Origin of the sequence: Nonomuraea sp. H19, from assembly GCF_052068215.1 — a bacterium.
In the GTDB taxonomy this organism is placed as follows: Bacteria; Actinomycetota; Actinomycetes; order Streptosporangiales; family Streptosporangiaceae; genus Nonomuraea.
Genome location: NZ_JBQHCV010000010.1, coordinates 21,223 through 42,596, shown reverse-complemented (window position 1 = coordinate 42,596; position 21,374 = coordinate 21,223). Strand labels below are relative to the sequence as shown.

The window sequence follows — 21,374 nt, the reverse complement described above, 5'->3', positions numbered from 1 at the left end:
TGGTTACCTTCGTAACGTAATAGACAGTAACGAGCTGAAAGGACTTCGAGTATGCGATTCGAGGACATCTGGATCGCCGGGACAGGTGGCACGCTAGGCGACCTGGTGCCGGTGGAGAAGGCCATCGAGGACGGTTCGTACGCGCCCGAGGTCGCGGAGAGCACGGGCGTCGTCTCGGTCTCCCAGTCGACCGCCGCGCCCCCAGAGATGGCCGTGACCGCCGGGCAGCAGGCGATCAAGGAAGCCGCCGAGCGTGGCGTGGAGATCGGCCCGGACACCTACTACCTGCACAGCCACAGCCACTTCCAGGGCCTGGACATGTGGCCGGCGGCCTGCTGGATCGCCAGGGAGCTGATCGGCACGCGGCTCCGCGGCATGCCCGTGGCCGTCGCGGCCGCCTCCAACGGCTCACTCGCCAGCCTGGAGATGGCCGCCGGCGCACTGGTCGCCCGCCCCGAGCTGCCCAACGCGCTCATCACGATCGCCGACAGGTTCGCCCCGCCCACCGACCGCTGGTACCTCTCCCCGGGCATGGTCTTCGGCGACGGCGCCGCCGCGGCGGTGGTCAGCAGGGGCGGCGGCAGGCTCCGGCTGGTGTCCCTGGTGTCCGAGACCGACACCTCCCTGGAAGGGCTGTCGCGCGGCAACGAGCCGTTCGGCACGGTCCCCCAGATCCAGCCGGACATGCGCAAGCGCACCCGGGAGTTCCTGGCCGGCGGCGAGGTGTCGCTGCGCGAGGTCCGCGCCCGGTCCGCGGACGGCGTGCGCAGTGTCGTCACCCGGGCGCTCGACGAGGCCGGGGTCGCCATGTCCGCCATCGACTGGTACGCCACCCCCTTCGTCGGGCGGGCCCTGTACCGCGACAGCTTCGTCCGCCCCCTGACGCAAACGCCCAGGAACACCCTCGCCGGCCTCGGCCTGACGATCGGGCACCTGGGCCCGGCCGACCAGCTCTACGGGCTGAGCTACCTGCTGAAGGAAGACCTGCTCCAGCCGGGCGCCCGGGTCCTCCTGCTCGGCACCGGAATGGGATTCACGTTCTCCGCGGCGGTGCTCGCGGCCGACGACGTCTGATCTGCTCACGAAATTTCCCACGGAAAGGAACCGACATGCACACTGTCCGGGCCATCCACCCCCGCATCCAGGTGGTCGAGCCGCTCCCGTCGCCCGCGGCGCTGCGGGAGGAGATCCCGCTGTCGCGCGGCGCCCAGGACGTGGTCCTCGGCGCCCGCCGGGACATCGTCCAGGCGCTCAAGGGCACCGACGACCGCGTCGTCGTGGTCGTCGGCCCCTGCTCCATCCACGACCCCGTGGCCGCGCTGGCCTACGCCGAGCGGCTGTCCGAGCTGGCCCGTGACGTGTCCGGCGAGCTCGTGATCGTGATGCGGGTCTATGTGGAGAAACCACGCACCCGGCTCGGCTGGAAGGGCCTCATCAGCGACCCGGGGCTCGACGGCACGCACGACCTCGGCAGCGGGCTGCGGCTGGCGCGGGGGCTGATGGCGGAGATCGCCGGCATGGGGCTGCCGATCGCCTGCGAGTTCCTCGACCCGGTCGTCCCGTCGTACCTGTCCGACCTGGTCTCCTGGGCCGCCATCGGGGCCCGTACCGTCGAGAGCCAGATCCACCGGCAGTTCACCAGCGGGCTGGGCATGCCCGTCGGCCTGAAGAACGGCACCGCCGGCGACGTGGAGCACGCGATCGACGCCATCGTGGCGGCCTCCAGCGGCCACGTGTTCCCGGCCATCGACGACGACGGCTTCACCGCGATCGTGGCCACCGCCGGCAACCCGGACTGCCACATCGTCCTGCGCGGCGGCGCGAAGGGCCCGAACTACGGCCCCGTCGACGTGGCCAGGACGATCGAGCTGCTGGGCTCGGCGGGGCTGCGGCGCAGCCTGTTCGTCGACGTCAGCCACGGCAACAGCGGCAAGGACCACGAGCGGCAGCCGGTCGTCGTCGGCGAGATCGCCGAACGGCTCGCGCTGGGCGAGCGCGGCATCGCCGGCGTGATGATCGAGAGCTTCCTCGCCGCCGGCCGCCAGGAACTGGTCCTGGGCCACACCGACGACCTCACCTTCGGCCAGAGCGTCACCGACGCCTGCGTCGACTGGGGCCAGACCATCCGCATGATCGAGGACCTCGCGCAGTCCGTCACCGCCAGGCGGCGGCTCGCCGAGATCCCGCTGCTCGCAGCCTGACCCCCGCCGGACCCAAGGAGAGATTCCCATGGACATGACCGCCCTGCCCCTCGCCCACCCCGTCGGCGGCGACCGCTCCTGGCCGGTGCACCGGCACCCGGTCGCCGCGCCGGACCGGGCCAAGCGGCAGCTCGACAGGTACGCCGTGGCGGCGCTCGCCGCCCTGATCCACCGCTACACCGGGGAGAGCGACTTAGCGATCGGCTACGCGACCGGGGTGATCCGGGTCCGCGTGACGGGCGACAGCCCCGCCTGGGACCTGATGGCGGCCGTCGCCGCCGCCAAACCCGAGCCGCACGCCGGACAGGCCTGCCACGCGGCCGTCGCCGCCGCACCCGACGCGCTGATCGCCCCGCTGACCCTGCTGGTCCGCGACGGCGGGCTGGAGCTCGTGACGTCGCAGGCCGAGTTCGACGAGGAGGCGTGCGCCCAGTACGCCACGCACCTCGTGCGCATCATGGACGCGATCACGGCCGACCCGATGGCCCCGGTGCGGGACATCGCGCTGCTCGGCGACGAGGAGACCAGGCGCGTCCTGGTCGAGTGGAACCAGACGGACGAGCCCGTGCCGCCGGCGTTCTTCCACGAGATCATCGCCGATATCGCGGCCAGGACCCCCGGCCAGGTCGCGGTGGCGTGGCCGGGCGGCCGGCTCACCTTCCGCGAGCTCGACGAGCGGGCCAACCAGCTCGCCCGCCGCATGACCCGGATGGGCGTGCGGCCGCGGACCGCGGTCGGCGTCTGCTTCCCGCGCGGCCCCGAGAGCCTGATCGCCCAGCTCGCCTGCTTCAAACTGGCCGCCGCGGCGATCCTGCTCGACCCCGACTTCCCGGCCGACCGCATCCGCTACATGATCGACGACGCCGCCGCCGTGGTGACGCTGACCATGCGGGCCCACGAGGACAAGGTGTCCGGCGGCCCGGTGCTCACCCTCGACGGCAGCGACTGGCGCGCCGAGCCGGCCGACCCGGTCAGCGAGCCGGTGCACGACGACGACCTCATCCACATCTGCTACACCTCCGGCTCGACCGGCGCCCCGAAGGCCGTCATGGTCCGCCACGGCGCGTGCCGCAACCTCATCTACAGCATGCGCACGCTCTGCGGCATGACCAGCGAGTCCCGCGGGACGTGGCTGGCCGCGCCCGGCTACGGCATGGTCGAGGTCGAGTGCTTCTCGGTCCTGTCGGCCGGGGCGCCCGTGCACATCCCCGAGCCGTCCGTCGTGACCTCGCCGGAGTGGCTGCGCGACTGGTTCGTGACGCACCGGATCACCCACACGCTGCTGATGAAGGCCATGGCGGAGCGGCTGTGGACGCTGGAGTGGCCCGAAGGGACCGCGCTGTCCAACATCAGGATCTGCGGCGAGCGCGTGCAGTCGTGGCCCTCCGCCGCGCTGCCGTTCCACGTGCTCAACCTGTACGGCTCCGCCGAGGCGACCGTGGTGGCGATGTGCGACCTGACCGAGCTCGGCGAGAGCCTCGGCCCCGAAGGGCGCGCCCGCAGGACGCCGCCGATCGGCCGGCCCACCCCCAACGTCAAGACGTACGTGCTCGGCGACGACCTGAAGCCGGTGCCGCCGGGCGTGATCGGCGAGCTGTGCGTGGCCGGGGACAGCCTGTCGGCCGGATACCTGAACCGGCCCGAGGCCACCATGGAGAAGTGGATCCCCAACCCGATCGACCCGGACCGGCACCCGATCCTCTACCGGTCGGGCGACCTGGCCCGCTACTGGGCCGACGGCAGCATCGAGATCGTCGGCCGCACCGACGGCCAGGTCAAGGTGCGGGGCAACCGGGTGCACCTCGGCGAGATCGAGGTGGTCCTGGCCGACTTCCCCGGCGTGCGCCAGGCCGCCGTGCTGGCCAGGAAGGACGCCCAGGGCGAGACCCGGCTGGTGGCGTACGTGGAGCCCGAGGAGGGTGCCGCGCCCGCGGTCCGGGACATCCGCCGTGAGCTGGGGCGCAAGCTGCCCGCGTTCATGGTGCCGGCGGCGTACGTGATCGGGACGTTCCCGACGACGACCAACGGCAAGATCGACCGCAACGCGCTGCCGGAGCCGCCCAAGTCCCGCCCGGACGTCGACACGCCCTACCAGGAGCCGCGCACCCCGGTCGAGCACACGCTGCAGGGGATCTGGGCGGACCTGCTCGACCTGGAGGGCATCGGGGTCCTCGACAACTTCTTCGAGCTGGGCGGGGACTCCATCCGCGCCGCCAAGCTGGCCGGGCGCATCTGCGAGCTCTTCGACGTCGAGATGGAGCTCGACGAGCTGTTCGACGAGGCCAGCATCGAGCAGATGGCCGTCGCCATCGCCGCGGCCCGGGACTGAGGGGCGGAGATGGCGGACATCATCGTCGCGGGCGGCGGCATCGGAGGCCTGGCCGCCGCCCTGGCCATCGCGCGCGGGGGACACCGGGTGACCGTGCTGGAGCGGGCCGACCGGTTCGCCGAGCTGGGCGCGGGCATCCAGCTCGCCCCGAACGCCTTCCACGCACTCGACCGGCTCGGCGTCGGGGACCAGGTGCGCGCCCGCGCCGTGCACATCGACGAGCTGCGCTTCATGGACGGCACGAGCGGGGAACGGGTGGCCGCCATGCCGCTGACCCGCGCGTACCGCTCCCGGTTCGGCAACCCGTACGTGGTGGTGGCCCGCGGTGACCTGTACCAGCCGCTGCTGGACGCCTGCCGCGCCGCCGCCGGCGTCGAGCTGCTCAGCGGCCGGGCGGTCACCCGGTACGAGCAGGACCCGGGGCGGGCGAGCGCGATCACGACGGCGGGGGAGAGGTTCACCGGCGCGGCGCTCATCGGCGCCGACGGCATCCGCTCCGCCGTGCGCGCGCAGCTCGTCGCGGACGGGCGGCCCCGGGTCTCCGGGCACACCATCTACCGCTCGGTCATCCCCATGGAGCGGGTGCCGGAGGAGCTGCGCTGGAACACCGTGACGCTCTGGGCCGGGCCGAAATGGCACTTCGTGCACTACCCGATCGGCGGCGGCACGCAGCTGAACCTGGCCGCCACCAGGGACGACGACGCCCAGAGCGAGGTGGTCGGCCGGCCGGTCGGCAAGAGTCACGTGCTCGGCCAGTTCCCGCGGCTGAGCGAGACCGCGCGCCGGCTGCTCGACCTGGGCGAGGAGTGGCGGAGCTGGGTGCTGTGCGATCGCGACCCGGTCCGCCGGTGGACCGACGGCCGGGTGGCGCTGCTCGGCGACGCCGCCCACCCCATGCTGCAGTACGCGGCCCAGGGCGCCTGCATGGCCCTGGAGGACGCCGTGGTGCTCGGCAGGCTGCTCGACTGCGCCGCGGACGACATCCCGCAGCGGCTGGAGAAGTACAACGCCGAGCGCCGCGAGCGCACGGCCAGGACCCAGCTCGTCGCCCGCGAGATGGGCACGCGCCTCTACCACCCTGCGGGCGAGGCGGCCCGCGCCAGGAACGCCCTGCTCGCCGGGCTCTCCGCGGACGAGCTCTACGACCAGGTGGCCTGGCTGCACGGCGCCGCGATCAACTGACTCCAGGCGAGAAGCAACGCTAATCAAGGGTCCGTTGCGCCCCTGATGTTACCGGCATAAGACTTTAGATAGTAACCCATGAGGGGAGATGGCATCGATGAACAGGCACTACTTCGAGACACGGGTACCGCTGTCCGACGACCCCACCCTGGTCGCCGCGCGGCTGGCGAGGTCCGGCCCGCATGCCGACTACGTCGTCTACGAGAGCGGCGGCACCTGGTCCTACGCGAGCGGCTGCCGCGCCGAGCTGACGCTGGACCGCGACGGCGCACGACTGCGCCAGGAGGGCGCCGACGAGGTGTTCATGCCCTGGGACGGCCGCCCGCTGCGGCAGGTGACGAGCCTGCTCGACGCCGTGGCGGTGCCCGCCTGGCGGGCCTACGGCTGGGCCACGTTCGAGCTCTCCTACGCCAAGGACGGCCGCCTGGATTACGTCGGCGACGGCCGGCTGCTGCACCTGGTGGTGCCGGCCGCCGAAGCCCGCATCGCCCACGGGCGCGCCCACCTGCGGGCGGCCGACCAGGAGACGCTGACCGCGCTGCTCGACGCGGTCACCGGGGCGGTCCCCGCGCCGGCCGCGGAGCCCAAGCCGCTGGACGTCCGCGGCACCGGTGAGGAGGCGTACCGGTCGATCGTCGAGAACGCCGTCGGCGAGATCAACGCCGGCGAGCTGCACAAGGTCATCCTGTCCCGTGTCGTCCAGGTCGACGAGGATGTCGACCTGGTCGGCACGTACGTGGCCGGGCGCAACGGCAACAACCCGGCCCGCTCGTTCCTGCTCAACCTGGGCGGCATCGAGGCGTGCGGGTTCAGCCCCGAGATCGTGGTCAAGGTCTCGCCCGACGGCACGGTGGTCAGCCAGCCGCTGGCCGGCACCCGCGCCCTCACCACCGACCTGATCGTCAACGAGCAGCTCCGCTCCGACCTGCTGGGCTCGGCCAAAGAGGTGTACGAGCACGCGATCTCGGTCAAGGTCGGCACCGACGAGCTGGTGGACGTGTGCGTGCCCGGCTCCGTCGAGGTCCCGGAGTTCATGGCGATCAAGGAGCGCGGCAGCGTCCAGCACCTGGCCTCCCGCGTCGCGGGCCGGCTGGCTCCCGGCTGCGACGCCTGGGACGCCTTCGGCGCGGTCTTCCCCGCGGTCACCGCCTCCGGGGTGCCCAAGGACGCGGCGTACAACGCGATCCGCAAGCACGAGGCCGAGCCCCGCGGGCTCTACAGCGGCGCGGTGCTGACCGTCGACCACAACGGCGAGATGGACGCGGCGCTCGTGCTGCGCAGCGCCTACCGCGTCGACGGGCGGACCTGGCTGCGCGCCGGGGCCGGCATCGTCGGGCAGTCCACGCCCGACCGCGAGTACGAGGAGACCTGCGAGAAGCTGGAGAGCGTGGCGCGCTACCTGGTCCCCGGCGGGGGCGCGCGATGAGATTCGACGACGTCTACCTCGCGGGGATCGGCACCTACCTGCCGCCCACCATGAGCACGGAGCAGGCGGTCCAGGAGTCCTGGTACGACCGGGCCGACCGGGACGCCTCCGGCATGGCGGCCGTGATGGTCGCGGGCGAGCTGCCCGCGCCGGAGATGGCGGCACGGGCGGCGCGCGTCGCGCTGGCCCGTGCGGCCCTCACCACTGGGCACGCCCCGGACGACTTCGGCGCGTTGCTGCACAGCGACAGCTTCCACCAGGGCCCGGACGGCTGGTCCGCCCCGCACTACGTGCTGCGGGAGACCCTCGAGCGGCCGATCACCGCGATCGAGGTGCGGCAGGGCTGCCTCGGCATGATCGCCGGCCTGGAGATGGCGGCCCACCGGCTGATCGCCGACCGCGGCAAGGACGCCGTGCTGCTCACCGCCGCCGACAACTTCTCCACGCCGCTGGTGAACCGGTGGCGGGCCTCCCGGATGTTCCTGCTCGCCGACGGCGCCGCCGCCACGGTCGTGTCCCGGCGCGGCGGCTTCGCCCGGGTGCTGGCCGTCGGCTCGGTCTCCGACTCCTCCATGGAGGAGCTGCACCGCGGCGGCGAGGAGCTCTTCCCGCCCGGCATCACCGTCGGCCGCGGGCTGAACTTCGAGGAGCGCAGCGACTACTGGCGGCGCCAGTGGGCCCAGGGCATCGCGCCGCCGATGGGCCACTTCGGCGACTGCGTCGCCGAGGTCGCGGAGCGGACGCTGGCCGAGGCCGGGACGTCCATGGAGAAGATCGTCAAGGTCTGCCACACCGGCTTCGCCCGCGGCGCGCTCGGCGCCATGTTCCTCGACCCGCTCGGCATCGACCTGGACCGGAGCATGTGGGAGTTCACCCGCACGGTCGGCCACGCCGGCGCCGGCGACCTGTTCATCCAGCTGGAGCACCTGTGGACCAGCGGCGCCGTGGCGCCGGGCGACCGGGTGCTGCTCGTCGGCAGCGCCCCCGGCATGGAGGCCGGCTGCGCCGTCATCGAGATCACCACACCCTTTGAGGAGGAGTGATGCTGCAGGGGTGCACACCGTGGCCCGCGGAGATCGCGGCCCGGTACCAGCGTGACGGCCTGTGGCGCGGGGAGACCCTCGGCGACCTGCTGAAGTCCTGGTCCCGCGCGTACGGCTCCGCCACCGCCCTGGTCAAAGGGGAGCGCCGGCTCTCCTACCGCGAACTCGACGCGCGCGTCGACCGGATGGCCGCCGGCTTCCTGCGGCAGGGCATCAGGCCGGGCGAGCGGGTGGTGTTGCAGCTGCCCAACGTCCCCGAGTTCGTCATCGTGGCCTTCGCGCTGTTCCGGATGGGTGCCAAGCCGGTGTTCTCACTGGCCTCGCACCGGGCCAGCGAGATCAGGCACCTGTGCGAGCTGTCCGGCGCGGCCGCGTACGTGGTGCCCGGCACGTACCGGGGGTTCGACCACGTGGCGCTCGCCCTGCGCATGATGGACGAGGTGCCGGCGCTGCGCCGGGTCTTCGCGCTCGACGCGCCCGGGGACGGCGCCGCGGTGATCCCGCTCGCCGAGGTCGACGCCGAACCGGCCGAGCTGCCCCCGGTCGACGCCTCGGACGTCGCGTTCTTCCTGCTGTCCGGCGGCACCACCGCGCTGCCCAAGCTGATCCCGAGGACGCACGACGACTACGCCTACCAGGTCAGGGCGGTGGCCGAGGTCTGCGGGCTCACCTCCGCCGACGTCTATCTGGCCGCGCTGCCCGTGGAGTTCAACTTCACCTGGGGCTGCCCCGGCGTCATCGGCACGCTCGCCTCGGGCGGCCGGGTCGTGCTCGCCGACGATCCGGCCCCGGACGACTGCTTCGCGGCGATCGAGCGGGAGCGGGTCACGTTCACCTCGGTCGTGCCCACCGTCGCCCAGCTCTGGCTGGAGGCGGTGGAGTGGGAGCCCGCCGACCTGTCCAGCCTGCGGGTGATCCAGATCGGCGGCGCCCGGCTCCAGCCGGAGCTGGCCGCGCGCATCGAGCCCGGGCTCGGCTGCCGCCTGCAGCAGGTGTTCGGGATGGCCGAGGGGCTGCTGTCGATGAGCCGCGCGGCCGACGACCCGGCGTCGGTGCTGGAGACGCAGGGGCGGCCGATCTCGCCGGCCGACGAGGTGCGCATCGTGGACGAGCACGGCGACGACGTGCCCCCTGGGGTGGCGGGTGAGCTGATCACGCGCGGCCCGTACACGCTGCGCGGCTACTACAGGGCCGAGGAGCACAACCGGCGGGCCTTCACCCCGGACGGCTTCTACCGCACCGGCGACGTGGCCCGGCTGACCCCCGAGGGGCGCCTGGTCATCGAGGGGCGGCTGAAGGACGTCATCATCCGCGGCGGCGACAAGATCTCGGCCGGCGAGGTGGAAGGGCATCTGCTCACCCACCCCCAGATCGCCAGAGCGGCCGTGGTCCCGGTGCCCGACGACTACCTCGGGGAGCGGATCTACGCCTTCCTCGTCTCCCCGGATGAGCGGCCGGGGCTGGCCGAGCTGAAGAAAGCGCTGCACGAGCGCGGGCTGGCGGAGTTCAAGCTGCCGGACCGCGTGGAGTTCGTCGAGGCGTTCCCGCTGACGCCGCTCGGCAAGGTCGACAAGAAAGTGCTGGCCGCCGCGGCCAGAGACCGTACCGCGCCCAGGAGCTGGGCCCAGGAAGGATGACTGATCATGCAAAGCACGCTGCGCGAGAACGTCGCCGCCATCATCGGCGCGGCGCCCGAGGAGATCCCGGGCGACGCCAACCTCGTCTACCTCGGGGTCGGCTCGCTGGAAATGATGCGGCTCGTCACGAAGATGCGCCGGCAGGGCATCACGCTGGACTTCAGCGAGCTGGCCGCCGACCCGACCCTCGACGCGTGGGAGAGACATCTGAGAGAGGCCGTCCGATGAGCACCCTGCTGATCAAGGGAGGCTGCCTCTACCCGGCGGACCCGGCGGCGAGCGTCATCCCCGACGGCTCCGTGCTCGTCGAGGACGGCCGGATCGTCGCCGCCGGACCCACCGCCGAGGTCGCGCCCCAAGGGGAGAGAGCGCAGGTGATCGACGCCCGCGGCAAGATGATCCTGCCGGGCTTCGTCAACGCCCACTGGCACGAGCTGTTCGCGATGCGGCTGGCGTTCAAGGGCGCGCTGCGCCCGCCCGCCGACCGCGACGACCGGCCCGCGTTCATGGCGCTGGGCGGCGACATCGGGCAGATCTCCGCGGTCTTCGACTCCTTCCACGACAAGATCGACCAGCTCGCGCCCGACGAGGCCGCGGCCATCGCCCGCTACTCGATGTGGACCCAGCTCCGCTCCGGCGTGACCACGCTGGGCGACGTCGGCTCGGTCAACCGGCCGGAGGCCCTGGCCGCGGCCGCCCGCGACCTCGGGATGCGGTGCGTGGTCAGCACCTGGGCGAGCGACGCCGTCTGCGTCCCGGGCGAGGGCCGCTTCCGCCGGACCCGCGACGCCGACGCGGTGCTGCAGCGCATGGAGGACCTGCTGCGCGCGGTCGCCGCCGAACCCGGCGGGCTGCTGCGGGCCAGGCCGACCGCCGTGTACGGCACCAACATGACCGACGAGCTCGGCGCCGGCTTCGCCGACCTGATCGCCAGGTACGACGTGCCGTTCGCGACCCACGTCGGCGCACTGCGCAACGAGCCCGAGGCGATGCTGGCCTGCTACGGCGCCCCGCCGGTCCGCCGGTTCGCCGACCTCGGCCTGCTGTCCGGCCGCTTCATGGCGGTCCACTGCGCCTTCGCCGACGAGAGCGAGCGCAAGCTGCTCGTCGAGGCCGGCGCGCACATCAGCCACTCGCCCGCCAAATACGGCGCGGCCGGCGAGTCCACCATCACCGAGACCCGCGCCATCCCCGAGCTGCGCCGGGCCGGGCTGGAGGTGTCGCTGTCCACCGACGGCGCGGCGCTGCCCGTCGGCGCTATGGCCGAGGCGATGAAGAGCGCCTGGCAGGTCTACAACGAGATGTACGCCGACCCGACCGAGCTGCTCCCGACCGAGGCGCTGGCGATGGCCACCCGCGTGGCCGCCCGCGGCCTGGACTGGGACGACGAGATCGGCAGCGTCGAGGCGGGCAAGCAGGCCGACCTGGTGCTGATCCCCGCCGACGACTGGCGTTACCTGCTCAACCCGCGTCCCCTGGAGAGCTTCCTCGCCCTCGGCGGATCGATGGACGTGGACACCGTGATCGTGGCAGGCCGGGTGCTGGTCGAGGGCGGCCGGGCCACCGGCGTGGACGAGGCGCGGCTGGAGTCCGACTATCTGGAGGCGCTCGCCTCCTTCTCGGTGCGCTGCCTCGGCGTCGATCCGGACGTGGCCGCCGCGACGACCAGACGAGAGTAAGGAGGTTGACCCATGCGAAACAAGACAGGCCTGGTCACCGGGGCCGCGGGCGGCATCGGCGAGGCCGTGGTCCGCGCGCTAGTCGCCGAGGGCGTGGCCGTGGCGGCACTGGACGCCAACGCCCAGGCTCTCGCCGTGGTCGTCAAGGAGCTGGTCGAGGACGGGCACGTGGTCCGCGGCTATCCCGTGGACGTGTCGTCGAGCGTCGCCGTCGACGCGGTGGTCGATGCGGCCGAGCACGAGCTGGGCCCCATCAGTTACCTGGTGAACGCCGCCGGAGTGCTGCGCACCGCGGCCGCGATCGCGCTCACCGACGACGACTGGACCCAGACGTTCGCGGTCAACGCGACCGGCGTGTTCCACGTCAGCCGGGCGGTGGCCCGCCGCATGATCCCCCGCAGGTCGGGCGCCATCGTCACGGTGGCCTCCAACGCCGCGACCACCCCACGCTGGAACATGGCCGCCTACGCGGCCTCCAAGGCGGCGGCGGCCGGGTTCACCCGGTGCCTGGGCCTGGAGGTCGCCAAGTTCGGCATCAGGTGCAACGTGGTCGCGCCCGGCTCCACCAACACCGCGATGCTGACCTCGCTGTGGGGAGACGGCGGCGACGCGCTGCGGGCCTGCCTCGACGGGACGCCCGACCAGTTCCGGGTCGGCATCCCGCTGGGCCGGCTGGCCGAGCCCGCCGACGTCGCCGACGCCGTGCTGTTCCTGCTCTCACAGCGGGCCGCGCACATCACCCTGCACGACCTGACCGTCGACGGCGGCGCCGCTCTCGGCCGCTGACCCGCACACCCGAAGGGAGGAATCATGGCAATTCCCGTCATAGAGCCATATCGCATGCCGGTCGAGTCCGAGCTGCCGCAGAACATCGCGCCGTGGACCATCGACCCGGCCAGGGCGGTGCTGCTGGTGCACGACATGCAGAACTACTTCCTGCGGCCGTTCCAGCACGCCCGGGCCCCGCTCGCCGACCTCGTGCGGAACGTCGCCGACCTGCGGGCCGGCTTCGCCCGCCACGGCGCGCCGGTGGTCTACACGGCCCAGCCCGGTGGGATGACCGACGAGCAACGCGGCCTGCTGAAGGACTTCTGGGGGGCCGGGATGTCCAAGGACCCGGAGCATCGGATGATCGTCAACGGGCTGGCGCCCGCCGATTCGGACATCGTGCTCACCAAGTGGCGGCCCAGCGCCTTCTGCCGGACCGAGCTGCTGGAGCTGATGCGCGCCAGTGGGCGCGACCAGCTGGTGATCTGCGGGGTCTACGCCCACGTCGGAATCTTGATGACCGCGCACGAGGGCTTCTCGCACGACATCCAGACGTTCCTGGTGGCGGACGCGGTGGCGGACTTCTCGTGGGAGCATCACAAGCTCGCCCTGGTGTACGCCGCCACGAGATGCTCGGTCACCATGTCCACCCGGTCCGCGCTGACCATGATGGACGGAGGGGACCGGTGAGCGGGCGCGCGGGGGCGTACTCGATGGGCGCCGAGCTGCTCGACAAGGTGCTCGGCCCCGGCGCGCCCCCGTTCGCCCTGCTGCACCGGCCCGGCGCCGGCCGCCCCGGCCAGGTCGACCTCCTGGTCGGCGAGACCGCCGAGGTCGGCGCCGTCGCCGACATCCCCCTGCCGCCGCCCGGCGGCAGGGGCCGGCACGAGGTGCTGGCGCTCCTGCCGTACCGGCAGATCGGGGAGCGCGGGTTCGCCTTCCCCGACGACGGCGCCCCGCTGCTCGCGATGACCGTGACCGGCCAGGCCGAGCTGCCTCTGGACGACGTCCTTCAGCGGCTCCCCGACGGGCCCATCGAGCTGGGCGAAGGGGAGTTCGACGCCGACGACGAGCAGTACGCGGCCACGGTCCGCCGGGTCCTCACCGAGGAGATCGGCCAGGGCACGGGTGCCAACTTCGTCATCAAGCGCACGTTCTCCGCCGAGATCTCCAACTGGTCGACCGGCACGGCACTGGCCTTCTACCGGCGGCTGCTCGGCCGCGACCCCGGCTGCCACTGGACGTTCCTCATCCACACCGGCACGCGCACCTTCGTCGGCGCCTCGCCGGAGCGGCACATCAGCCTCGACGCGGGCACCGTCGTGATGAACCCGATCAGCGGCACCTACCGCTACGGCGCGACGGGACCCGAACTGTGCGGGCTGCTGTCGTTCCTGTCCGACGACAAGGAGGCCAACGAGCTCTACATGGTGCTCGACGAGGAGCTGAAGATGATGGGCCGGGTGTGCGAGCGCGGCGGGCGCGTGCTGGGCCCGCAGCTCAAGCAGATGGCCCGCCTGGCGCACACGGAATACCTGATCGAAGGGCGCAGCACGCTGGACGTCAGGGAGATCCTGCGCGAGACCATGTTCGCGCCCACGGTCACCGGTGGCCCGCTGGAGAGCGCCTGCCGGGTGATCAGCCGTTTCGAGCCGGAGGGCCGCGGCTACTACGCCGGCGTGGTGGCGCTGATCGGCCGCGACGACGCGGGGGAGCGCGCCCTGGACTCCGCGATCCTCATCCGCACCGCGGACATCGACGCGGCCGGCCGGATGCGGATCTCCGTCGGGGCGACGCTGGTGCGCGACTCCGCCACCGCTTCGGAAGCGGCCGAGACGCGGGTGAAGGCGGCGAGCCTGATCGACGCCCTGTACGGCGTCCAGGCCGCCCCCGGTTCCCCCGACGCCGCCTGCGTGCCGGTCCCGGACCTCAACGCCCATCCCGAGGTGCGGCGCATCCTCGCCGAACGCAACACCCCGCTCGGCGCCTTCTGGTTCGAAGGGCCGGAGCGCAGGACGTACCGGGTGCCGGAGCTGGTGGGCCGGAGCGTGCTGGTGATCGACGCGGAGGACACCTTCACCGCGATGGCCAGGCACATGCTGGAGGCCCTGGGCTGCGAGGTCACCGTACGCCGGTACGACGACGACTTCCCCCTTGACGGATACGACGTCGTCATCGTCGGCCCGGGACCAGGAGACCCGGGGGACCACCAGCACCCCAAGATCGCCCGCATCCGCGAGGTGACGCGCCGGCTGCTGGAGCTCGGCGTGCCGTTCTTCTCCGTGTGCCTGGGCCACCAGATCCTCAGCACGGTGCTCGGCCTGGAGATCGTCCGCAACCCGTTCCCCAACCAGGGCGTGCAGCGGAAGATCGGCTTCATGGGCCGGACGGAGCTCGTGGGCTTCTACAACACCTTCGCGGCCCGCAGCCCGGGCGACCGGTTCCCCTGTCCGGCCCGCGAAGGCACGGTCGAGGTGTCGAGGGAGGTGGACACCGGCGAGGTCCACGCGCTACGCGGCCCCGGCTTCGCCTCGGTGCAGTTCCACCCCGTGTCGGTGCTGACGCACAACGGCGTGCGCATCCTCGGCGCGGTGCTCGGCGACCTGCTGAAGGAACGCCGCCACCCAGGCCCCGACCGCTGACCGGCGGCCCTGCGCCCGCCGCGCGCAGGGCCGCCGCGCCGCGGGACCGGAAAGGACACAACATCATGACTTCGGTCTCCGCCCTCTCGGCGCGGCAAACGGTGCGACGTACCGTGAAGCACATGCTGATTGTCGTGGCAGGATCGTCCGGCCTCATCGGCAGGGCTTTGGTGACCGAGCTGCGCGAGGCGGGCCACGAAGTACGCAAACTCGTCAGGCGCGCACCGGCGGCGGACGACGAACTCGACTGGGATCCCACGTCCGGCTCGATCGCGAGCGGCACATTCGACGGCGTCGACGCGGTGATCAACCTGTGCGGCGCACCGGTGCAGGGCAAATGGACCACGGAGCTGAAGCGGCGGATGCGTGACAGCCGGATCGAGCCGGCCAGGACGCTGGCCGGCGCCGTCGCGGAACAAGGCGTCCCCGTGCTGCTCTGCGCGTCCAGCGTGAGCTTCTACGGCAACACGGGCGCCGCGGTCGCCGACGAGACGTCCGGCTCGGGCGCCGGCTTCCTCGCCCAGATGGTCATCGACTGGGAGGCCGCGACCAAGGCGGCGCAGGACGCGGGCAGCCGGGTCGCGCTGCTGCGCACCGGCCTCGTGCTGACGCCGGACACCGGCCTGATCGGAGTGCTCAGGCCGATGATCCGGCTGGGGGTCGGCGGGCGGTTCGGCGACGGCAGGCAGTACATCGCGTGGATCAGCATGGCGGACGAGGTCGCCGCGATCCGGTACGTCCTGGAGAACCCGGGCCTGTCGGGACCGGTCAACCTGTGCGCGCCGGAACCCGTGACCAACGCCGAGTTCACCAAGGCGGTCGGACGGGCGCTCGGCAGGCCCGCGTTCCTGTCGATGCCGAAGGCGGTGGTCCGGTTCGCGCTGGGCGAGGCGGCCGACGAGCTGGCGCTCATCAGCCTGCGGGTGGTGCCGCAGGTCCTGAGCGACGCGGGCTTCAAGTTCCGGCACACCGAGCTCGACGACGCGCTCGCCGACATCCTCTGACGGGCGCCGGCACCCTCGCACCGAAAATGCTTCGACCGGCGGTGGCGCAATGGGGCGCCGCCGCCGGCGGAGAGGTCAGACCGTGACCGCGGCGTGAGCGAAGCGGTAGCCGGTCTGCGTGTGCGGCGCCTTGCCGAAGGCCAGCACCTTGGCCGGCTCGATGCGGAACACGATCGCGGGGTGGTTCGCGACCTGGGCGACGCCGTCGACGAGCTCCAGGTTCCAGCTGTTGTCACCGCCGTACTTCGCGTCGAACGCGTCGACGACCCGTCGCAGGGTGCCGATGTCGGTGACCTCGGCGGCCGTGCCCTCGACGACGATGTCGAGTCCCTTGGTCCAGAAATTGTTGCCGGTCGTCACCGCGACCTTTCCGCTGTGCTCCAGGTTACGCATTTTCTGCTCGATCGCGGCGGTGCTGAAGTACATGGCGTCGTCGTGCCACACCGCGACCACCGGCGTCACATGGGGACGGCCGTCGACGCGTACGGTAGTCAGCCAGAAAAGCTCGGCCGACTCCAGCACGCCCAGGGTCTCCGGCCACGAAACGGGCTCCGCCCCGGGCTCGCTGTAGCGTACGTCTAATTTCGCGGTGGGGTAGGTGGTCGGCATTGTCTTCCCTTCTGCCATGCCAGTTGGACGGACTCTCCGACGAGGCTATGAGCGCGGCGGGAGCCGGGCAATGACATTCCGATCAGCGCTGCTTCTCGAACCGGTAAATCCTTTTGACGGCACGCCTCAATAACGAACCCTAATGGTGCGCCCATTGTCCCGGGCGTATCCCCGGAATAGTTTGGGCGCACACATCAGCCTTAGCCGGATTGAGCGAAGGGGGTAACGTGAAGTTTGGGAAATATCCCGCCTACATTTGCGGCCGGGATGTCACCGGCGACCACGCGCAACTCGTTCACACGATCACCGCCCAGGCCCTTATCGAGGATACTTTTCCGAGTCTGAGACTCAAACAGGACCTTGATCGGGGAATCGTCGATCCATCGGCGGCTGGGGAACGCGTCGCGGGCGCGTGCGTCGTCGCCGACGAAGGCATGACCGCCATGGCCCTCGAATCGGCCGCGCGCGCCGCCCCCGCATGGGCCCGCGTGCCGCTCGCCGACCGGATCGAGATCGGGCTCCGCATCGCCGAGCGGCTCCTTGAGCACCTTGACCCCATCGTCGAGATCCTCGTCGCCGAGGGCACGCCGCGCACGGCGGCCGAAGGCATGATCGGCGGGCTCCCGTACACGAGCTGGAGCCGGGAGACGCTCGAATGGTGCGCCGAGCAGTTCGAGTTCCGCCGGCAGGACGGCGCGCGGGAGATGATCCTACGCCGGGTCCCCGACGGCGTCGTCTGCATCAACCCGCCCCAGAACGCCGCGACCGTCAACGCGCTGAACGGCCTCACCGCCCTCGTGGCGGGCAACACCGTGGTGGTGCGCGCCCCGCGCGGGGTCGCGCTCAGCTGCATGTACACGATGCGCGAGGTCGTGGCGCCGGTGCTCGAAGAGGCGGGGGCGCCGCCCGGCACGTTCAACGCCCTGTGCGGGCCGCCCATGCTCGACGCCTGGCTGGCCAGTGAGCACGTCAACGATGTCATCTACTTCGGGGGCAGCAAGAAGGGCCTGGAGTTCGAGGGCGAGTGCATCGCGGCGGGCAAGAAGCCGATCCTGGAGCTGGCCGGCAACGACTGCTGCGTCGTGTGGCGCGACGCCGATCTGGACGCCGCGGTGGAGAGCGTCACCCAGTTCTTCCTGAACTCCGGCCAGATCTGCAACGTGCCCAACCAGGTGGTCGCCCATCCGGCCATCGCGGACGAGCTCATCGAGCGGCTGGTCGTGGCCACCAAGGAGATCCAGCCCGGTTTTCCCGACGAGGCCGGCGTGGTGCTCACCCCGGTCCTCGGGGTGGACTGGTTCTTCGGCTGCCTCGGCGAGGCGCTCGCCAAGGGCGCGAAGCTCGTCCACGGCGGCCGTCGCCTCGAAGCGGACGGATCGCCGTCGGACACCGGCTTCTTCGTCGAGCCGAGCATCGTCCGCCTCGACGGGCTCCAGGGCGCCAGGTCGCTGTCGGTGGTCCGCGACGAGACGTTCTTCCCGCTGCTGCCGATCATCGTGCCCGACGCGGGCGCCGGCGACGACGCCCTGATGGAGGAGGTGCTCGCCTTCGTCAACACCAACGTGTACGGCCTGCGCAACTCCTTCTGGTCGACCGGCTCCGCGACGATCCAGCGGTTCCTGGACGGCGTCTCCAACGGCGGCAACCTGAAGATCAACGACTCGCACAGCGGCTTCCTCCCCTTCCTGCCCAACCAGGGCGGGAACGGCCTGACCGGCGGCGCCTTCGGCGAGGCGAGCCACCCCATGCTGCGCACCACTCGCCTCCAGGCCGTCAGCATGATCCGCCCGTCGGACAAGGAGCATCGATCATGACCTCACGGGTCCTCAAGGCCATGGCCCTGATGCCCGCCGCCGACGTGCTCGAGCGGCTCGGCGACGAGGCGGCGTTCCCCGCGTACGCCGCCGGCCTCATCTCCGTCTCCGACGCCGGCGACGGGCTGCGCGAGTGGGTGCTCGCCTTCCGCGGCGGCACGGCGACGTGGGTGCAGCGCAGCCGGCGGGCGGAGCCGTACCGCATCGAATTCGAGCAGGTCAGCGGGGACTTCCAGCACCTGAAGGGAGCGTGGACGGCCACGGACCTCGCCGGCGGCTGCGAGGTCGGGTACGAGGTGAGCTACAGCACGAGCGTTCCCCACTTCGCGGGGGCGATCGACTCGGCCGCCGGGCGCGTGCTGATCCGCACCGCCCACCAGATCATGTCCGCCGTCGCCGGCCCGGTACGCGTCACGGTCGGCGGCCACCTCTTGCGTGACCTGCCGGCCGGTGCGAGCCGATGACACCTTCCCAGGCCTGAAGGGGCGGCGCGCCCCGCCGACGTCGGGAACCGAGCAAAGAGAGAAGTAGGAATCATGACGGACGTTTGCATCATCGGAGCCGGCTCGTCAGGGATCGCCGCCTGCCAGGTTCTGCACGAGCGCGGCATCGCCTTCGACTGTTACGAGGCCGGCTCGCAGGTAGGCGGCAACTGGCGCTATCTCAACGACAACGGCCTGTCCTCGGCCTACCGGTCGCTGCACATCAACACCTCCCGGCACCTGACCGAATATCGCTGCTACCCCATGCCCGAGGACTATCCGGCTTACCCCGACCACCACCAGATGGCGCGTTACTTCGACGACTTCGTCGACCACTTCGGCTTCCGGGACTCGATCATCTTCCGTACCGAGGTGACCCGCGTGGTGCCGGCCGAGGGCGGGGGCTGGAACGTGACCTCGCGCCGGCGCGACACCGGAGCCGAGACCACCCGCCACTACCAGACGGTGCTGGTGGCCAACGGCCACCACACGGACCCCCGATACCCCGAGCCCGCCTTCCCCGGCGCGGACACCTTCACGGGCGCCCAGATCCACTCGCACTACTACCGGGTCCCCGAGGAGTACGCTGGCAAGCGCGTGCTCGTGCTCGGCTTCGGCAACTCGGCGTCGGACATCGCGGTGGAGACCGCCGGGGTCTCCGCGCGCACATTCCTGGCCATGCGCCGCGGAGGCTACGTCTTCCCCAAGTTCATGTTCGGCAAGCCCAGCGACGACCTCATCAGCCCCTTCCTGACCAGGGTGCTGCCGCGGGAGATGCAACGCTGGATCATGGCGGGCCTGCTGCGCCTGACGATCGGCAAGGTCACCGACTTCGGGCTGCCGGAGCCGGGCCACAAGCTGTTCAACTCCCATCCGACCGTCTCGGAGACCCTGCTGCCCCGGCTCGGCCACGGCGACATCACCGTCAAGCCCAACATCACCCGCTTCGACGGCGACACGGTGCATTTCGCCGACGGCAGCAGCGAGGTCATCGACGCGGTCATCTACTGCACCGGCTACAGGATCAGCTTCCCGTTCCTGGACGAGTCCGTGATCGCCCCTGACGACAACGACGTCTCCCTGTTCCACCGGGTGGTCGACCCCCGCCACCCCGGCCTGTACTTCATCGGCCTCTTCCAGCCCCTGGGGGCGACCACGGTGCTGTCGGAGGCGCAGTCGCACTGGGTGGCCGACCTGCTGGAGGGCAAGGCGGCACTGCCGGCGATGGAGAAGATGCAGCGGGAGATCGCCCAGTACAAGGAGCGGCTCGCCAAGCGCTACGTGGCGTCGAAGCGCCACACCATCCAGGTGGACCACTACCCCTACCTGGCCGAGCTGGCCGGCGAGCGGCGGCGCGGCGCCCGGCGCGCGAAGAAGGCGGTGGAGCCGTTGCCCGGCTACCAGCCGGAAGAGGAGTCGATCTGGATCGACGCCGAGCCCGGCCTGGTGTGGGACCTCATCAGCGATGTGACGCGGATGGGGGAGTGGAGCCCCGAATGCCGCCGCTGCATCTGGCGCGGTGCCGAGCGCGGTGCCGGGGCGCGCTTCATCGGGATCAACCGCCGCGGCTGGGTCGTGTGGGTCACCAGCAACGAGGTCGAGAAGGCCGAGCGCGGCCGGTCCTTCGCCTTCCGCACCACCACCAACGGCGTGCGCTGGGGCTACCGGCTGGCGCCCGTGGACGGGGGCACGCTGGTCACCGAGCAGTGGGACGTCTCGGGCCAGAGCGCCGGGCAGCGCAAGCGCACCGCGTCCTTCGCCAACATGATGCTCGGCGGGTACGACGGCCACACCGCAGAACTGCGCGACGGCATGCGCAAGACTCTGGCGCGCATCAAGGCCGCCGCCGAACAGCGGTCCTACAGTGGCAGGAAACATCCCTCGGCGGAAGCGGAAGACTTGGTGACCCGATGACGGACGACGCTCTGCACTGCGCCACACCAGAAGAGTTCGCCGCCTGGCTGGAAGACAATCACCAGAAAGCGGGCGAGGTCTGGCTCGCCCTGCCGAAGAAGGGCACGGACGCGGCCTCGGTCACCAGGTCCGAGGCCCTGGACGTGGCCCTGTGCTACGGCTGGATCGACGGTAAGGCGTCTTCGGCGAGCATGCCGGACGGCTGGTGGGCCCAGCGCTTCTCGCCGCGCCGGCCCCGCAGCCCGTGGTCGAAGATCAATTGTGCCCGGGTCGAGGAGCTCATCGCCGCCGGCCGGATGCGGCCGTCCGGACTCGAACAGGTCGAGCAGGCCAAGGCCGACGGCCGCTGGGCGGCGGCGTACGCGCCGCAGAGCAGCGCGGAGGTCCCGCCCGAGCTGCAGGCGGCGCTCGACGCCTCGCCTGCCGCCGCGGCCGCGTTCGCCGCGCTCAGCAAGAGCAGCCGCTACCAGATCCTGCTCACCCTCCAGAAGGCCAAGAAGGCCGAGACCCGGGCGCGCAGGATCGCCGGGTACGTCGAGCGCCTCGAAGCCGGCCAGTCACCGCACGGCCCCGTCAAAACCTCCAACGCCGGCTGAGCGTGCCTGCCACCAGGGCAGGTGGCCGGACGAGCCTGAGCGCCGCCC

18 protein-coding genes are annotated in these 21,374 nt (G+C 71.6%); 17 read left to right on the top strand and 1 reads right to left on the bottom strand.

Annotated elements, in window-relative coordinates; all coding sequences use genetic code 11:
* Window positions 1-51: 51 nt before the first annotated feature.
* The 13 genes from ACTMTI_RS22915 to ACTMTI_RS22855 all read left to right on the top strand — a co-directional run bounded on the left by ACTMTI_RS22915 (window position 52) and on the right by ACTMTI_RS22855 (window position 15,911).
* Complete coding sequence (locus ACTMTI_RS22915; protein ID WP_441122521.1) at window positions 52-1,074, top strand: ketoacyl-ACP synthase III family protein; 1,023 nt, start codon at window positions 52-54, stop codon at window positions 1,072-1,074.
* Window positions 1,075-1,109: 35 nt separating this feature from the next.
* Window positions 1,110-2,201 carry a 3-deoxy-7-phosphoheptulonate synthase gene (locus ACTMTI_RS22910; RefSeq protein WP_441122520.1) on the top strand — a complete coding sequence of 364 codons (1,092 nt, stop codon included), beginning with the start codon at window positions 1,110-1,112 and terminating at the stop codon, window positions 2,199-2,201.
* 28 nt (window positions 2,202-2,229) lie between these two features.
* Window positions 2,230-4,530 carry a non-ribosomal peptide synthetase gene (locus ACTMTI_RS22905; RefSeq protein WP_441122519.1) on the top strand — a complete coding sequence of 767 codons (2,301 nt, stop codon included), beginning with the start codon at window positions 2,230-2,232 and terminating at the stop codon, window positions 4,528-4,530.
* Window positions 4,531-4,539: 9 nt separating this feature from the next.
* Window positions 4,540-5,712, top strand: a complete 1,173-nt coding sequence (locus tag ACTMTI_RS22900; RefSeq protein WP_441122518.1) for a 3-hydroxybenzoate 6-monooxygenase — start codon at window positions 4,540-4,542, stop codon at window positions 5,710-5,712.
* A 97-nt stretch (window positions 5,713-5,809) separates the two neighbouring features.
* The gene (locus ACTMTI_RS22895; RefSeq protein ID WP_441122517.1) at window positions 5,810-7,138 is read left to right on the top strand and encodes a salicylate synthase; all 1,329 of its coding nucleotides are present in this window, start codon (window positions 5,810-5,812) and stop codon (window positions 7,136-7,138) included.
* Entirely contained in the window at window positions 7,135-8,181 is a 1,047-nt protein-coding gene (locus ACTMTI_RS22890) for a ketoacyl-ACP synthase III family protein (RefSeq protein ID WP_441122516.1), read from the top strand. The genes ACTMTI_RS22895 and ACTMTI_RS22890 overlap by 4 nt, the downstream gene beginning before the upstream one ends.
* The gene (locus ACTMTI_RS22885) at window positions 8,181-9,818 is read left to right on the top strand and encodes a (2,3-dihydroxybenzoyl)adenylate synthase (protein WP_441122515.1); all 1,638 of its coding nucleotides are present in this window, start codon (window positions 8,181-8,183) and stop codon (window positions 9,816-9,818) included. The genes ACTMTI_RS22890 and ACTMTI_RS22885 overlap by 1 nt, the downstream gene beginning before the upstream one ends.
* Before the next feature lie 6 nt (window positions 9,819-9,824).
* Window positions 9,825-10,046 carry a phosphopantetheine-binding protein gene (locus ACTMTI_RS22880; RefSeq protein WP_441122514.1) on the top strand — a complete coding sequence of 74 codons (222 nt, stop codon included), beginning with the start codon at window positions 9,825-9,827 and terminating at the stop codon, window positions 10,044-10,046.
* Window positions 10,043-11,497: an amidohydrolase family protein gene (locus ACTMTI_RS22875; RefSeq protein WP_441122513.1), complete on the top strand. Its 1,455-nt coding sequence runs from the start codon at window positions 10,043-10,045 to the stop codon at window positions 11,495-11,497. Before ACTMTI_RS22880 ends, ACTMTI_RS22875 begins: the two co-directional genes overlap by 4 nt.
* A gap of 12 nt (window positions 11,498-11,509) precedes the next feature.
* Window positions 11,510-12,283: a 2,3-dihydro-2,3-dihydroxybenzoate dehydrogenase gene (locus tag ACTMTI_RS22870; RefSeq protein ID WP_441122512.1), complete on the top strand. Its 774-nt coding sequence runs from the start codon at window positions 11,510-11,512 to the stop codon at window positions 12,281-12,283.
* Between the two features lie 24 nt (window positions 12,284-12,307).
* Window positions 12,308-12,955: an isochorismatase family protein gene (locus ACTMTI_RS22865; RefSeq protein ID WP_441122511.1), complete on the top strand. Its 648-nt coding sequence runs from the start codon at window positions 12,308-12,310 to the stop codon at window positions 12,953-12,955.
* Window positions 12,952-14,907 carry an anthranilate synthase family protein gene (locus tag ACTMTI_RS22860; protein WP_441122510.1) on the top strand — a complete coding sequence of 652 codons (1,956 nt, stop codon included), beginning with the start codon at window positions 12,952-12,954 and terminating at the stop codon, window positions 14,905-14,907. The genes ACTMTI_RS22865 and ACTMTI_RS22860 overlap by 4 nt, the downstream gene beginning before the upstream one ends.
* 122 nt (window positions 14,908-15,029) lie before the next feature.
* Window positions 15,030-15,911: a TIGR01777 family oxidoreductase gene (locus ACTMTI_RS22855; RefSeq protein WP_441122509.1), complete on the top strand. Its 882-nt coding sequence runs from the start codon at window positions 15,030-15,032 to the stop codon at window positions 15,909-15,911.
* Window positions 15,912-15,986: 75 nt separating this feature from the next.
* Here the strand turns inward: ACTMTI_RS22855 and ACTMTI_RS22850 are convergent, their stop codons facing one another.
* Window positions 15,987-16,520: a pyridoxamine 5'-phosphate oxidase family protein gene (locus ACTMTI_RS22850; RefSeq protein WP_441122507.1), complete on the bottom strand. Its 534-nt coding sequence runs from the start codon at window positions 16,518-16,520 to the stop codon at window positions 15,987-15,989.
* 227 nt (window positions 16,521-16,747) lie between these two features.
* Between ACTMTI_RS22850 and ACTMTI_RS22845 the strand changes: the two genes are divergently transcribed.
* From ACTMTI_RS22845 to ACTMTI_RS22830, 4 genes are all read left to right on the top strand, one after another.
* Window positions 16,748-18,334 carry an aldehyde dehydrogenase family protein gene (locus tag ACTMTI_RS22845; protein ID WP_441122506.1) on the top strand — a complete coding sequence of 529 codons (1,587 nt, stop codon included), beginning with the start codon at window positions 16,748-16,750 and terminating at the stop codon, window positions 18,332-18,334.
* Window positions 18,331-18,798 carry a type II toxin-antitoxin system RatA family toxin gene (locus ACTMTI_RS22840; RefSeq protein ID WP_441122505.1) on the top strand — a complete coding sequence of 156 codons (468 nt, stop codon included), beginning with the start codon at window positions 18,331-18,333 and terminating at the stop codon, window positions 18,796-18,798. Before ACTMTI_RS22845 ends, ACTMTI_RS22840 begins: the two co-directional genes overlap by 4 nt.
* Before the next feature lie 72 nt (window positions 18,799-18,870).
* Window positions 18,871-20,730 (top strand): NAD(P)-binding domain-containing protein, encoded by a 1,860-nt coding sequence (locus ACTMTI_RS22835; RefSeq protein WP_441122504.1) that lies wholly within the window; start codon window positions 18,871-18,873, stop codon window positions 20,728-20,730.
* The gene (locus tag ACTMTI_RS22830) at window positions 20,727-21,326 is read left to right on the top strand and encodes a YdeI/OmpD-associated family protein (RefSeq protein WP_441122503.1); all 600 of its coding nucleotides are present in this window, start codon (window positions 20,727-20,729) and stop codon (window positions 21,324-21,326) included. The genes ACTMTI_RS22835 and ACTMTI_RS22830 overlap by 4 nt, the downstream gene beginning before the upstream one ends.
* Window positions 21,327-21,374: the final 48 nt, after the last annotated feature.

Coding starts and splice junctions, on each gene's coding strand:
- ACTMTI_RS22915 (WP_441122521.1), top strand. CDS start 52: ATGCGATTCGAGGACATCTGGATCGCCGGGACAGGTGGCACGCTAGGC.
- ACTMTI_RS22910 (WP_441122520.1), top strand. CDS start 1,110: ATGCACACTGTCCGGGCCATCCACCCCCGCATCCAGGTGGTCGAGCCG.
- ACTMTI_RS22905 (WP_441122519.1), top strand. CDS start 2,230: ATGGACATGACCGCCCTGCCCCTCGCCCACCCCGTCGGCGGCGACCGC.
- ACTMTI_RS22900 (WP_441122518.1), top strand. CDS start 4,540: ATGGCGGACATCATCGTCGCGGGCGGCGGCATCGGAGGCCTGGCCGCC.
- ACTMTI_RS22895 (WP_441122517.1), top strand. CDS start 5,810: ATGAACAGGCACTACTTCGAGACACGGGTACCGCTGTCCGACGACCCC.
- ACTMTI_RS22890 (WP_441122516.1), top strand. CDS start 7,135: ATGAGATTCGACGACGTCTACCTCGCGGGGATCGGCACCTACCTGCCG.
- ACTMTI_RS22885 (WP_441122515.1), top strand. CDS start 8,181: ATGCTGCAGGGGTGCACACCGTGGCCCGCGGAGATCGCGGCCCGGTAC.
- ACTMTI_RS22880 (WP_441122514.1), top strand. CDS start 9,825: ATGCAAAGCACGCTGCGCGAGAACGTCGCCGCCATCATCGGCGCGGCG.
- ACTMTI_RS22875 (WP_441122513.1), top strand. CDS start 10,043: ATGAGCACCCTGCTGATCAAGGGAGGCTGCCTCTACCCGGCGGACCCG.
- ACTMTI_RS22870 (WP_441122512.1), top strand. CDS start 11,510: ATGCGAAACAAGACAGGCCTGGTCACCGGGGCCGCGGGCGGCATCGGC.
- ACTMTI_RS22865 (WP_441122511.1), top strand. CDS start 12,308: ATGGCAATTCCCGTCATAGAGCCATATCGCATGCCGGTCGAGTCCGAG.
- ACTMTI_RS22855 (WP_441122509.1), top strand. CDS start 15,030: ATGCTGATTGTCGTGGCAGGATCGTCCGGCCTCATCGGCAGGGCTTTG.
- ACTMTI_RS22850 (WP_441122507.1), bottom strand. CDS start 16,520: ATGCCGACCACCTACCCCACCGCGAAATTAGACGTACGCTACAGCGAG.
- ACTMTI_RS22840 (WP_441122505.1), top strand. CDS start 18,331: ATGACCTCACGGGTCCTCAAGGCCATGGCCCTGATGCCCGCCGCCGAC.
- ACTMTI_RS22835 (WP_441122504.1), top strand. CDS start 18,871: ATGACGGACGTTTGCATCATCGGAGCCGGCTCGTCAGGGATCGCCGCC.
- ACTMTI_RS22830 (WP_441122503.1), top strand. CDS start 20,727: ATGACGGACGACGCTCTGCACTGCGCCACACCAGAAGAGTTCGCCGCC.